Raw genomic sequence first — 13404 nt, forward strand, 5'->3', positions numbered from 1 at the left:
ACGTTCAGGCCTGTTCCAGTTCGACCAGCGTGCCGAGGAAATCCTTGGGATGCAGGAAGAGCACGGGCTTGCCATGGGCGCCGATGCGCGGCTCACCCGAGCCGAGAACGCGCGCGCCCCGCGCCTTCAGCCGGTCGCGCGCAGCGAGGATGTCGTCGACCTCGTAGCAGATGTGGTGGATGCCGCCGTCGGCATTGCGCTCGAGGAACTTCGCGATCGGGGAGTCGGCGCCAAGCGGCTCCAGCAACTCGATCTTGGTGTTCGGCAATTCGACGAAGACCACGGTGACGCCGTGCTCCGGCTCAGGCTGCGGCTGCGACACCCGCGCACCCAGCGTGTCACGATAGAGCGCCGTCGCGGCCGCGAGGTCCTTCACCGCGATGGCGACATGGTTGAGGCGTCCGATCATCTTCGTCTTCTCCAGCCCGGCGGTGCTGCGCCCGTTCTACACCTCGACCACCAGCGCATGCACCAGCGGCTTCTTGCCCCACTCCTCGTTCACGGCACTGCGCACCCCGCGCTCCAGCGCGTTGCGAAGGGCTTCCGGGTCGCGGCGGCGGGCCTTGGGGATACCGTCGAGCAGCTCGCCGACGGTGTCGGCGACATATTCGTCGAAATCGGTGCCGTCGCGGGTGCGCGGCGGCAGGCCGAGCACGGCGATCTCCGGCTCGCCCGCAATACTGCCCTTCTCGTCGACCGCAACCGCAATCGAGACGATGCCCGCGAAGGAGAGCCGCCGGCGCTCCTGCAGCGTCTTCTCCAGCGCGTTCACCAGCAGCGAGCCGTCCTGATAGAGACGGCCGTGCGGGGCTTCATCGACCTTTCGGGCGCCCTCGCCCGAGATCGCCACGACGTCGCCATTGCCGGCGCGCAGCACATGCTTCACGCCGAGGCTGCGGGCGAAGCTCTCATGCTCGGCGAGATGCAGGTCCTCGCCATGGGCGGGAATCGCGATCTGCGGCTTCAGCCAGCCATAGAGCCTGGCCATCTCCTCGCGGCGGGGATGGCCGGAGACATGCACGAGATGGGTGCGGTCCGTGATGATCTCGATGTTGTCGCGCGCAAGCGCATTGAGGATGTTGCCGACCGACTTTTCGTTTCCGGGGATGGTGCGCGACGAGAAGATCACGCGGTCGCCCGGCGAGAGCGCGATCTCGGGATGGTCGTCCGCGGCAATGCGCGAGAGCGCGGCGCGCGGCTCGCCTTGGCTGCCGGTCAGCAGCGCCACGACCTTGTCGCGCGGCAGATAGCCATAGGCATCGACCGGCCGGAAGGCGGGGATACCATCGAGATAGCCACACTCGCGCGCGACGTCGATGACGCGGTCCATGGCGCGGCCGACGACCACGACCTCGCGCTCGGCAGCCATTGCGGCTTCAGCAACGGCGCGCAGCCGGGCGACGTTGGAAGCGAAGGTGGTGACTGCGACGCGACCGGGCGCCGACGCCACGAGCTCCTTGAGCTTGGCAGCAACGTCCGCCTCGCTCGGGCTGATGCCGTCGCGCATCACATTGGTCGAGTCGCAGACGATGGCCAGCACGCCCTCCTCGCCGAGCTCGCGCAGCCGCTTCTCATCAGTTGGCAGGCCGACGCGCGGCGTCGGGTCGATCTTCCAGTCGCCGGTATGGACGACGAGGCCGGCCGGGGTGCGGATGGCGAGCGCGTTCGACTCGGGAATCGAGTGGGCCACGGGGACGTATTCGATGTCGAACGGCCCGAGCGTGATGCGCCCGCCCTGCGGCACGACGTTGATCTCGACATTCGGCGCGCCCGGCTCGGAGAGCCGGCGCGTCGCGAGAAGGCCGGCGGCGAAGCGCGTGCAATAGACCGGCGCGCGGAGGCTGGGCCAGAGCGCGGCGAGCGCGCCGATATGGTCCTCATGGGCATGGGTGATGACGATGCCGAGGAGGTTCGCCCGCTCCTCGATGATGTAGCGCAGATCGGGCAGCACGATATCGACGCCCGGCGCTTCCGGGCCGGCGAAGGACAGGCCGCAATCGACCAGAATCCATTTGCGTCTCCCCTCGGGCCCGAAGCCGTAGAGAGCGGCGTTCATGCCGATCTCGCCGAGGCCGCCGAGGGGAACGAAAACGAGCTGGTCGCTGGAACGGGTCACTGGCAATCCTGAAGGCATGGCAGTCGCCAACAGCGCATCATTGCGCGCCGATGCCGACTTGCCGGGAGGTCTTTCGGGATACGCGGTGCATCCCGGACGAAGCGAAGCGGAGACCCGGGATCCATGCCGGCGCGATTCCGGCTCGCGTTCCGGCATGGATCCCGGGTCGTCCTTCGGCCGCCCGGGATGACCGCGTGGAACCGACGAATTCCTCTAGCATGGTCGCGACGCGGCAGGCCAGCATGGCCGCCCACGCATCTCAGGCCGCTCCGAAGAAGAGATCGCCCGCATCGATGACCCGCCGGCCGGCTTCCGTTTCGAGTTCGAGACGCCCTGTCGGGTCGAGACCGACAAATCGCCCCGCCAGCGGACCGTCAGGCAGGCGGATGGTGATGGCCTCGCCGAGAAAGGCGGCGCGCTCGAGCCAGGCGGCACGGATCGGCCCGAAGCCACCGGGCTGGGACCAGATGGCGAAGCGCTGGGCGAAGGCATCGCTCAGCCCCGTCAGCATCGTCTCGACATTGGCCTGCGGCGCCGCCGCCTTGAGGAAGGTCGCGGGATAGGGCGTGTCGGAGGGGCAGGAGGCGATGTTGACCCCGCAGCCGACGATGACGTTGAGCCGCCCTGCCCGGCTCTCGCCTTCGAGCAGCAGCCCCGAGGTCTTGGCGCGGTCGAGCAACAGGTCGTTCGGCCATTTCAGCTTGAGTCCCGACGCGGCCGGGCCGAGCAGTTTCGCGGCGGCATCGTGCAGGGCGAGCCCCACCACGAAGCCGAGCTGCGGCGCCAGGGCCGGCTCGCAAGGGTCGGTCAGCAGCAGGCTCGCATAGAGATTTCCGGGGGGCGAACCCCATTGCCGGCCGTGCCGCCCTCTGCCCGCATTCTGGCTGCGGGCGACGATCCAGAGCTTGCCCGGCTCGCCCTGATCGAGCGCGCGACGAGCTTCCTCCATGGTGGAGCCGACCTCGTCCCGAATGATCAGCCGGTAGCCCGCGGCGCGGGCGGCCTCACCGAGCACGCGCCCTCGGCTCAGAAGAGCGACTTCGCCGCTGCCTCTGCCGCATTGAAGAGCGGCGCCGGCAGGAGCGAAAGCACCAGCACGAAGATGGTGGAGAACAGCAGCACGGTGCGCACACCGTAATCCGCAGTCTCGAAGGCCGGCTTCGGATCGTCGAAGTACATCACCTTGACGAGGCGCAGATAATAGTAGGCACCGACGACGCTGGTGATCACGCCGACGACGGCGAGCACGTAGAGCTTGGCCTCGATCGCGGCGAGGAAGACGTACCACTTCGCCCAGAAGCCGGCGAGCGGCGGGATGCCGGCGAGCGAGAACATCATCATCGACATCGCGAACGCCATCCAGCGATTGGTACGGGACAGGCCGGCAAGCTCCGAGATGTCCTCGACCAGTTTGCCGTCACGGCGCATCATCAGCACGCAGGCGAAGGCGGCGAGCGTCGTGGCGAGATAGATCGCCATATAGGTCATCACCCCCTGCACGCCGCCGGGGGTGCCGGCGGCAAGGCCGACCAGCGCGTAACCCATATTCGCGATCGAGGAATAGGCGAGCAGGCGCTTGATATTGCGCTGGCCGATCGCGGCGAAGGCGCCGAGCGCCATCGAGGCGATCGAGATGAAGACGATGATCTGGCGCCAGTCCTGGATCGCGCCCGGGAAGGCGCCGACGAAGATGCGGACGACCATCGCCATGGCGGCCATCTTGGGGGCCGAGGCGAAGAAGGCGGCGACCGGGGTCGGAGCGCCCTCATAGACGTCCGGCGTCCACATATGGAACGGCACGGCCGAGATCTTGAAGGCGACGCCGGCGGCGATGAAGACGATGCCGAAGATCAAGCCGATGCCGGCATGCCCGCCCTGCGTCGCCGCAGCGATGCCGGAGAAGGTGACGGTGCCGGTGAAGCCGTAGACCAGCGAGGCGCCATAGAGCAGCATGCCGGAGGAGAGCGCGCCCAGCACGAAGTACTTCAGGCCCGCCTCGGTCGACTTCGCATTGTCGCGGTCGAACGCCGCGACGACATAAAGCGCCAGCGACTGCAGCTCGAGGCCGACATAGAGGCTGATGAGATCGTTGGCCGAGATCATCATCATCATGCCGATGGTGGCGAGCACGACGAGAATGGGGAATTCGAAGCGCATCGCCCCCTCGCGCCGCAGAGTGTCGGCGGAGAGAAGGATCGTGGCGCCGGCGCCGATCAGCGTCAGCACCTTCATGAAGCGGGAGAAGCCGTCGGCGATGAAGCCGTTGTTGAAGGTCAGGAGCTTGCCGCCGGCCGAGACGACCAGCACCAACGCGACCGCAAGCAGCACGAGCGCGAGGCCTTCGAGCAGGCGCGTCGCGCGCTCACCCTGGATCGCGCCGATCAGCACCATCGCGATGGCGCCGACGGCGAGGATGATTTCCGGCAGGGCCGGGCCGAGAGCGGGCAGAGCCATGACGAGACCTTACTGCACGGCCGCCACTGCCGTCTTCGCGACAGTGAGCGCAGCCTGATAGTTCTTGATGAGCGCTTCGGTCGGCGCCGCGAAGGCGTCGAGGATCGTGTGCGGCTGCACGCCGTACCAGATCGTCAGCAGGACGAGCGGGACCAAGATCGCGATCTCGCGGCCGTTCAGGTCCTTGATGTCCTTGAGCTCCGGCTTGACGAGCTCGCCGAAGACGACCCGGCGGTAGAGCCAGAGCGCATAGGCGGCCGAGAGAATGACGCCGGAGGTCGCGAAGAAGGCAACCCAGGGATTGGCGCGGAAGGCGCCGACCAGCGTCAGGAACTCGCCGACGAAACCGGCGGTGCCCGGCAGGCCGACATTGGCCATGGTGAAGACCATGAACACCACCGCATAGAGCGGCATGCGGTTCACCAGCCCGCCATAGGCAGCGATCTCGCGGGTGTGCATGCGGTCGTAGATCACGCCGACGCAGAGGAAGAGCGCGCCCGAGACGAGGCCATGGCTCATCATCTGGAACATCGCGCCCTGGATGCCCTGCGGCGTCAGGGTGAAGAGGCCCATGGTGACGAAGCCCATATGCGCCACCGAAGAGTAGGCGATCAGCTTCTTGATATCCTCCTGCATCAGCGCCACCAGCGAGGTGTAGACGATGGCGATGACGGACAGCGCGAAGACCAGCGGCGCGAAATAATGCGACGCCTCCGGGAACATCGGGATCGAGAAGCGGATGAAGCCGTAGCCGCCCATCTTCAGCAGGATCGCCGCCAGGATGACGGAACCGGCCGTCGGCGCCTCGACGTGCGCGTCGGGCAGCCAGGTATGGACCGGCCACATCGGCATCTTCACCGCGAAGGAGGCGAAGAAGGCGAGCCACAGCCATGTCTGCATGCCGGCCGGGAACTTGTGGGCGAGCAGCGCCGGAATGTCGGTCGTACCGGCGTTCCAGTACATCGCCATCACCGCCAGCAGCATCAGCACCGAGCCGAGCAGGGTGTAGAGGAAGAACTTGTAGGAGGCGTAGACGCGCCGCTTGCCACCCCAGATGCCGATGATCAGGAACATCGGGATCAGGCCGGCTTCGAAGAACAGGTAGAACAGCACGAGGTCGAGCGCCGCGAAGACGCCGATCATCAGCGTCTCCAGGATCAGGAAGGCGACCATGTACTCTGCCACCCGCTTCTCGACCGAGGTCCAGGAGGCGAGGATGCAGAACGGCATCAGGAACGCCGTCAGCACGATGAAGGGGAAGGAAAAGCCGTCGACGCCGAGCTTGAACTTGATGGCATCAGAGACCCAGCCATGGGTCTCGACCATCTGGAAGCCGGGGTTGGCCGTGTCGAAGCGGCTCCAGGCGACGCAGGCGAGCACGAAGGTCAGCACCGTCGTGATCAGCGCCGCCCAGCGAGCGTTGGAGTCGACCGAGGCCTGATCGCCACGCTGCGCCAGGATGAAGGCAGCGCCGACCAGCGGCAGGACCAGAAGACCGGTGAGGATACCGAAACCGAAGGACATCATCTCACCCGCGGGTCACAAGATACCAGGTCACCAGCCCAGCGACGCCGATCAGCATCGCGAAGGCATAGTGATAGAGATAGCCGGTCTGCAGCCGGACCACCCGGTTGGTCACATCGACCACGCGGGCCGAGATGCCGTCCGGTCCGAGGCCGTCGATGACCAGGCCATCGCCCTTCTTCCAGAGGAAGCGGCCGAGCCATTTCGCCGGGCGCACGAACAGGAAGTCGTAGAGCTCGTCGAAGTACCACTTGTTCAGCAGGAACTGGTACAGCGCAGGGTTCGCAGCGGCGAGCTTGCCCGGAATGTCCGGGCGGCGGACATACATCCAGTAGGCGAGCACGAAGCCGGTCAGCATCGCCACGAACGGTGATGCCACGACCCACTTGGGCACCTCGTGCATGGTGTGCAGGATGTGGTTGTCCTTGCCCATGAACAGCGCCGACTTCCAGAAATGCTCGAAGTCGTGACCGACGAAGTACTCCTTGAAGGCGACGCCCGCGAAGATCGCGCCGACCGAAAGCAGGGCGAGTGGCAGCAGCATCACCCAGGGGCTCTCATGCGGCGTGTGATCATGGCCGTGGCCGTGATCGTCATGCGCGTGCTCATTGTGACCGTGTGCGGCATGGTCATGGTCATCATGACCATGCGAGTCATGGCCGTGGCCCCAGCGCGGCGCGCCCTCGAAGGTCATGAAGTAAAGCCGCCAGGAATAGAAGGACGTCATGCAGGCGGCGACGACCAGCAGGATGAAGGCATAGGAGCTGGCGAAGCCACCATGCTCGACCGAGGCATAAGCGCTCTCGATGATCGCATCCTTCGAGAAGAAGCCGGCGAAGCCGAAAACCGTCCCGGGGATACCGACGCCGGTCAGCGCCAGGGTGCCGATCGTCATCGCCGCCGCGGTCAGCGGGATGTGCTTACGCAGGCCGCCCATGCGGCGCATGTCCTGCTCGTGGTGCATCGCGTGGATGACCGAGCCGGCGCCCAAGAAGAGCAGGGCCTTGAAGAAGGCGTGGGTGAAGAGGTGGAAGATGCCGGCGCCGTAATTGCCGACGCCGAGCGCGACGAACATGTAGCCGAGCTGCGAGCAGGTCGAATACGCGATGACGCGCTTGATGTCGTTCTGCACGAGGCCGACCGTCGCGGCGAAGAAGGCCGTGGTGGCGCCGATGACGACGACGACGGTGAGCGCGACGGGAGCATACTCGAAGAGCGGCGACAGGCGCGCCACCATGAAGACACCGGCAGTAACCATGGTCGCGGCATGGATGAGGGCCGAGACCGGGGTCGGGCCTTCCATCGCGTCAGGCAGCCAGGTGTGGAGCAGGAACTGGGCCGACTTGCCCATCGCGCCGACGAACAGCAGCAGGCAGGTCAGGGTCAGCGCGTTCCAGTCATAGCCAAGGAAGCGGAAGCCCTGGTTCACGAACTCGCCGGCGCGCGGGAAGATCGCGTCGAAGGCGACCGAGCCGAACAGCACGAAGACCAGGAACATGCCGAGCGAGAAGCCGAAATCGCCGACGCGGTTGACGATGAAGGCCTTCATCGCCGCGGCATTGGCCGAGGGCTTCTGGTACCAGAAGCCGATCAGCAGATAGGAGGCGAGACCGACGCCCTCCCAGCCGAAGAACATCTGGACGAGATTATCCGCCGTCACCAGCATCAGCATCGCGAAGGTGAACAGCGAGAGATAGGCGAAGAAGCGCGGCCGGTGCGGATCCTCGTGCATGTAGCCGATCGAGTACAGGTGCACGAGCGAGGACACCGTGTTGACGACGACCAGCATCACCACGGTCAGCGTGTCCACGCGGAAGGCCCAGTCGACCTGGAGGCTGCCGGAGGAGATCCAGCTCGCGACCTGGATCCGCGTCGTGGCGGAGCCGAAGCCGACCTGGACGAAGGCGACCCAGGACAGGATTGCCGAGACGATGAGCAGCGAGGTCGTGACGATCTCGGAGCCGCGCGCGCCGATCAGCCGGCCGAAGAGGCCGGCGATCAGGAAGCCGATCAGGGGGAGGAAGACGATCAGGTGATACATGGCCGTGAGGTCCAGGCGCCGGACAGCGCTCAGCCTTTCATCATGTTGATGTCTTCCACCGCGATCGTGCCGCGGTTGCGGAAGTAGACGACGAGAATGGCGAGGCCGATCGCGGCCTCAGCCGCCGCCACCGTGAGTACGAGCAGCGCGAAGACCTGTCCGACGATGTCGTTCAGGAAGCTCGAGAAGGCGACGAAGTTCAGATTGACCGAGAGCAGGATGAGCTCGACCGACATCAGGATGACGATGACGTTCTTGCGGTTGATGAAGATGCCGAGCACACCGAGCGTGAACAGGATGGCGCTGACGGCGAGATAATGGCCCAGTCCGATCGTCATCACGCCATCTCCTCGGGAACGCCGGCGCGCGAGGGCACCTGCTTGACCTCCATCGCCGCGTCCTTGGTACGGGCGTTCTGGGTCGGGACGTGCTGGCGCTTGATGCCGTGCCGCTCGCGCAGCGTCAGCACGATCGCGCCGATCATGGCGACCAGCAGCACGAGACCCGCCGCCTGGAAGTAGTAGACGTACTGGGTGTAGAGCACGCGGCCGAGCGCCTCGGTGTTGGTGACGCCGGCAGGGATCGCGGCGACCGGCGCCTTGACGATCTGCGGGTCGATGACCCAGGCGCCGACGACCAGCAGCAGCTCGACGGCGAAGATGAAGCCGATGAGCGCACCGACTGGCAGATAATTCAGGAAGCCCTGGCGGAACTCGGCGAAATCGACGTCGAGCATCATCACCACGAAGAGGAAGAGCACCGCGACCGCGCCGACATAGACGACGACCAGCAGCATCGCGAGGAACTCGGCACCCAGCAGCATGAACAGCCCGGCCGCATTGACGAAGGCCAGGATCAGGAACAGCACCGAATGCACGGGATTGCGTGAGGTCACCACCATGAAGGCGGATGCCACGGTCACCCCTGCGAAAAGATAGAAGAAAGCCGCTGCGGCATTCATCTCGGCCAGCCCTTCCCGCCCCTTTTCGGCGCGGTCCTCGTTTGGTTCGTGCTCCGGGACTCGGGATCCCGGTGCAATTTGGAGCGTCTATAATCAGGCCCGCCGGACGCGACAACCGCGCGGCGGGTCTGGTCTCATTCCAAGGGCGTCAATCTCGGGCGAAGCGAAGCTCAGACCCAAGAATCTCCTGCAAGAGATGCTCGGGGCAAGCCCGAGCATGACGGCCAGTTCATCATCGATACGGCGCATCCATCGCAATATTGCGCGCGATCTCGCGTTCCCAGCGCGCGCCGTTCGCGAGCAGCTTGTCCTTGTCGTAGAACAGCTCCTCGCGCGTTTCGGTCGCGAACTCGAAATTCGGCCCCTCGACGATGGCATCGACCGGGCAGGCTTCCTGGCAGAAGCCGCAATAGATGCACTTCGTCATGTCGATGTCATAACGGGTGGTGCGGCGCGTGCCGTCGTTGCGGCGCGGACCGGCCTCGATGGTGATGGCCTGCGCCGGGCAGATCGCCTCGCAGAGCTTGCAGGCGATGCAGCGCTCCTCGCCGTTCGGATAGCGGCGCAGCGCGTGCTCGCCGCGGAAGCGCGGCGAGAGCTGGCCCTTCTCGAACGGGTAGTTCAACGTCGCCTTCGGCTTGAAGAAGTAGCGCATCGACAGGCCGATCGCCCCGACGAACTCCTTCAGCAGCAGGCCCCTTGCGGCTTGCGCGAGTGACATCGCCTTCGTCCTTCCATCCTCAGCCGAACAGCGTCCGGCCGATCACGAAACCCAGGATCGGCATGAAGCCGATCGTCATTGCCATCAGCGCCCGCCGCAGGATGCGGATGCGGCGCTCATAATCCATCTTTTCGGCCTCTGTCGTCGAGTGATCCGTGCGCCTCAGCGCCCCGATCACCACGGCCGAGATCAGCCGGTATTCCAGCAGGCCCAGCCCGAAGCCGATCAGGGCGCCGAGGAAACCCGCCATGTTCATGCCGCCAGCAGCCCAAGCCACTGAACAGCCTTGTATCCGCCGAAGCCACCGACAACCGCGGCGGCCACCGCCCCTCCGAGCGCCACGTCAAGCGCATCGAAGATTCGGCTTCGCCGCGCCCACCAGCACGCCGAGCCGTACAGAACCAGTGCTGCGATCATACCGAATGCAATTCCGGAGATCGCAGCCAAACTCACCCGCCGACCGGACCCCAGCCCGTCAACTGCAGCACCAGCGCCACGATCACCACGCTGGCGATCGAGAGCGGCAGGAAGACCTTCCAGCCCAGACGCATCAACTGGTCGTAGCGGTAGCGCGGCACGAAGGCCTTCACCAGCGCGAACATGAAGAACACGAGGCAGACCTTGAGCGCGAACCAGAACACGCCGGGCAGCCAGGTGAAGGGCGGCAGCGCGACCGGCGGGGCCCAGCCGCCGAGGAACAGGATCGTCGTCAGCGAGCACATGGTCATGATCGCCACGTATTCGCCGAGCATGAACAGCAGGTACGGCGTCGAGGAATACTCGACCATGAAGCCCGCCACGAGCTCAGATTCCGCCTCGGCCAGGTCGAAGGGCGGCCGGTTCGTCTCGGCCAGCGCCGAGATGAAGAAGACCACGAACATCGGGAAGAGCGGCAGGAAGTACCAGTTCAGGATGCTGAGCCAGGGCACGCCGAGCGCATGGGCCAGGCCACGGTTCTGCTGGGCTTCGACGATAGCCGAGAGGTTGAGCGAACCGACGCAGAGCAGCACGGTGATGATGACGAAGCCGATCGAGACCTCGTAGGACACCATCTGCGCCGCCGAGCGCAGCGCGCTCATGAACGGGTACTTCGAGTTCGAGGCCCAGCCGGCCATGATGATGCCGTAGACGCCGAGCGAGGAGATCGCGAGGATGTAGAGCACGCCGACATTGATGTCGGCGATCGCCCAGCCTTCCGCCACCGGGATCACCGCCCAGGCGCCGAGCGCCAGCAGGCAGGAGATGAAGGGCGCGAGCAGGAAGATGCCCTTGTTGGCGCCGGCCGGGATGATCGGCTCCTTGAGCGCGAACTTGATCAGGTCCGCGAAGCTCTGGAACAGCCCCCAGGGACCGACGACGTTCGGGCCACGGCGCAGCTGCACCGCCGCCCAGACCTTGCGGTCGGCGAGCAGTATATAGGCGATGAAGACCAGCAGGCAGACCAGCAGCAGCAGGCTCTTGCCGAGGATGATCGCGATATCGAGGACGAGGTCCCAGTTCATGGCCGGTTACTCCGCCGCCTGCTGGTGCCGGCCCGAGGCCAGCGCCGAGCATTCCGCCATCACGGCAGAGGCACGCGCGATCGGGTTGGTCTGGTAGAAGTCACTGACGGCCGGGGCGAAGCCCGCCTTGTCGGTCTTGCCGCCAAGGCCGGCGAGCTTGCCGATCTCCGCTGCGTCGTTGACGGGCAGACCGTCGAGCGCCGCGAAATGCGGGTGCGCCCCGTAGAGCGCCTTGCGCAGGCCGGACAGGGAGTCGAAGGGCAGCGTCTTGCCGAGATGGCCCGAAAGCGCACGCAGGATCGCCCAGTCCTCGCGGGCATCGCCCGGCGGGAAGGTAGCGCGATCCGCCATCTGCACGCGGCCTTCGGTGTTCACATAGGTGCCGGACTTCTCGGTATAGGCCGCACCCGGCAGGATGACGTCGGCGCGATGAGCGCCCTTGTCGCCATGCGTGCCCTGGTAGACGACGAAAGCGCCTTCCGGCACCTCGATCTCGTCGGCACCGAGCAGGAAGAGCACGTCGAGCGCACCCGGCTGGACCATGGCGGCGGCATCCAGACCGCCCGATCCATGAGCGTTTTCTTGCGGCACGAAGCCGAGATCGAGCGCACCGGCGCGGGCGGCGGCGGTGTGGATCACGCCGAAGCCGTTCCAGCCTTCGGCAATCGCGCCCAGCGACTGCGCCGCCTTGGCGGCGAGCGAGAGCACGGCCTCGCCGTCGGCGCGGGCAAGAGCCCCCTGCCCGATCAGCACCATCGGCTTGCCGCCGGCGGATGCGGCGGACTTGACGATATCGGCCAGCGTCTCCGGGCCGGCGCCGAGATAGTCGTAGGAATAGGTCAGGTCGGCCTTCTCGCCGATGACGCCGATCTTGAAGTCACCGCGCAGCCAGCGCTTGCGGATGCGGGCATTCAGGATCGGGGCCTCGCGGCGCGGGTTCGAGCCGATGATCAGCAGCGAGGTCGCGTCCTCGATGCCGGCGATGCCGGCGTTGAGGAGGTAGGAGGCGCGGCCGAACTTCGGATGCAGCTTCGTGCCGTCCTGGCGCGCGTCGAGATTGGCTGATCCGAGCGAGGCGATCAGCGCCTTCAGCGCGAACATCTCCTCGACCGCGGCCAGATCGCCAGCGATGGCGCCGATCTTCTCAGGCGCGGCAGCCTTCACCTTGGCGGCGATGGCGGCGAAGGCCTCGTTCCAGCTCGCCGGGCGCAGCCGGCCGTTCTCGCGGATATAAGGCCGGTCGAGGCGCTGGGTCTTGAGACCGTCGGCGACGTGCCGGGTCTTGTCGGAAATCCACTCCTCATTCACCGCCTCGTTGAGGCGGGGCAGGATGCGCATGACTTCCTTGCCGCGCGAGTCGACGCGGATGGCCGAGCCCACCGCGTCCATCACGTCGATGCTCTCGGTCTTGGAGAGCTCCCAGGGGCGGGCCTTGTTCTGGTAGGGCTTCGAGGTCAACGCGCCGACGGGGCAGAGATCGACGATATTGCTCTGCAGCTCCGAGCTCATCGCGTGCTCGAGATAGGTCGTGATCTCCATGTCCTCGCCGCGGCCGATGGCGCCGAGGTCGGAGGCACCGGCGACCTCGGTGGTGAAGCGGACGCAGCGCGTGCACTGGATGCAGCGCGTCATCGTCGTCTTGACCAGCGGCCCGATATACTTGTCCTCGACGGCGCGCTTGTTCTCGGCATAGCGCGACGTGTCCGCGCCATAAGCCATCGCCTGGTCCTGCAGGTCGCATTCGCCACCCTGGTCGCAGATCGGGCAGTCGAGCGGATGGTTGATGAGCAGGAACTCCATCACCCCTTCGCGCGCCTTCTTGACCATCGGCGACTTGGTCGAGACGACCGGCGGCTCGCCGTTCGGGCCAGGGCGCAGGTCGCGCACGCCGATGGCGCAGGAGGCCTGCGGCTTCGGCGGGCCACCCTTCACCTCGACGAGGCACATGCGGCAGTTGCCGGCGATCGAGAGCCGCTCGTGGAAGCAGAAGCGCGGCACCTCGACGCCCGCCGCCTCGCAGGCCTGGAGGACCGTGTATTCGGCGGGTACGTCGACCTCGATGCCGTCGATGAGGAGTTTCGTCAT

General features: G+C 66.1%; 13 protein-coding genes. All 13 read right to left on the reverse strand.

All coding sequences use genetic code 11. The annotated features are described in order from the left end of the window. Window positions 1-4: 4 nt before the first annotated feature. The 13 genes from mce to nuoG all read right to left on the reverse strand — a co-directional run bounded on the left by mce (window position 5) and on the right by nuoG (window position 13404). Window positions 5-409, reverse strand: a complete 405-nt coding sequence (mce, locus tag AB4Z10_RS11895; protein ID WP_441470610.1) for a methylmalonyl-CoA epimerase — start codon at window positions 407-409, stop codon at window positions 5-7. Between the two features lie 36 nt (window positions 410-445). Further along, complete coding sequence (locus tag AB4Z10_RS11900; protein ID WP_441470611.1) at window positions 446-2116, reverse strand: ribonuclease J; 1671 nt, start codon at window positions 2114-2116, stop codon at window positions 446-448. A 259-nt stretch (window positions 2117-2375) separates the two neighbouring features. Next, the gene (locus AB4Z10_RS11905) at window positions 2376-3131 is read right to left on the reverse strand and encodes a biotin--[acetyl-CoA-carboxylase] ligase (RefSeq protein WP_441470612.1); all 756 of its coding nucleotides are present in this window, start codon (window positions 3129-3131) and stop codon (window positions 2376-2378) included. A gap of 11 nt (window positions 3132-3142) precedes the next feature. Continuing rightward, complete coding sequence (nuoN, locus tag AB4Z10_RS11910; protein WP_441470613.1) at window positions 3143-4570, reverse strand: NADH-quinone oxidoreductase subunit NuoN; 1428 nt, start codon at window positions 4568-4570, stop codon at window positions 3143-3145. A 9-nt stretch (window positions 4571-4579) separates the two neighbouring features. After that, on the reverse strand, window positions 4580-6094 hold the full coding sequence (locus AB4Z10_RS11915; RefSeq protein ID WP_441470614.1) for an NADH-quinone oxidoreductase subunit M: 1515 nt from the start codon (window positions 6092-6094) through the stop codon (window positions 4580-4582). Window positions 6095-6098: 4 nt separating this feature from the next. Beyond that, on the reverse strand, window positions 6099-8135 hold the full coding sequence (nuoL, locus tag AB4Z10_RS11920; RefSeq protein WP_441470615.1) for an NADH-quinone oxidoreductase subunit L: 2037 nt from the start codon (window positions 8133-8135) through the stop codon (window positions 6099-6101). A gap of 29 nt (window positions 8136-8164) precedes the next feature. Further along, window positions 8165-8473, reverse strand: coding sequence for an NADH-quinone oxidoreductase subunit NuoK (gene nuoK / locus AB4Z10_RS11925; RefSeq protein ID WP_061968159.1), 309 nt, complete (start codon window positions 8471-8473; stop codon window positions 8165-8167). After that, entirely contained in the window at window positions 8473-9096 is a 624-nt protein-coding gene (locus tag AB4Z10_RS11930; RefSeq protein ID WP_441470616.1) for an NADH-quinone oxidoreductase subunit J, read from the reverse strand. Before AB4Z10_RS11930 ends, nuoK begins: the two co-directional genes overlap by 1 nt. A 232-nt stretch (window positions 9097-9328) precedes the next feature. Beyond that, window positions 9329-9817: an NADH-quinone oxidoreductase subunit NuoI gene (gene nuoI / locus AB4Z10_RS11935; RefSeq protein WP_038367698.1), complete on the reverse strand. Its 489-nt coding sequence runs from the start codon at window positions 9815-9817 to the stop codon at window positions 9329-9331. Between the two features lie 19 nt (window positions 9818-9836). Next, on the reverse strand, window positions 9837-10067 hold the full coding sequence (locus tag AB4Z10_RS11940) for a hypothetical protein (RefSeq protein WP_441470617.1): 231 nt from the start codon (window positions 10065-10067) through the stop codon (window positions 9837-9839). Window positions 10068-10069: 2 nt separating this feature from the next. Beyond that, on the reverse strand, window positions 10070-10234 hold the full coding sequence (locus tag AB4Z10_RS11945; RefSeq protein WP_441470618.1) for a hypothetical protein: 165 nt from the start codon (window positions 10232-10234) through the stop codon (window positions 10070-10072). Window positions 10235-10266: 32 nt separating this feature from the next. Then, window positions 10267-11319 carry an NADH-quinone oxidoreductase subunit NuoH gene (nuoH, locus tag AB4Z10_RS11950; RefSeq protein ID WP_441470619.1) on the reverse strand — a complete coding sequence of 351 codons (1053 nt, stop codon included), beginning with the start codon at window positions 11317-11319 and terminating at the stop codon, window positions 10267-10269. A gap of 6 nt (window positions 11320-11325) precedes the next feature. Continuing rightward, window positions 11326-13404, reverse strand: a complete 2079-nt coding sequence (gene nuoG, locus AB4Z10_RS11955; RefSeq protein ID WP_441470620.1) for an NADH-quinone oxidoreductase subunit NuoG — start codon at window positions 13402-13404, stop codon at window positions 11326-11328.

This window comes from Allobosea sp. RAF48, assembly GCF_052114025.1.
Taxonomy (GTDB): Bacteria; Pseudomonadota; Alphaproteobacteria; order Rhizobiales; family Beijerinckiaceae; genus Allobosea.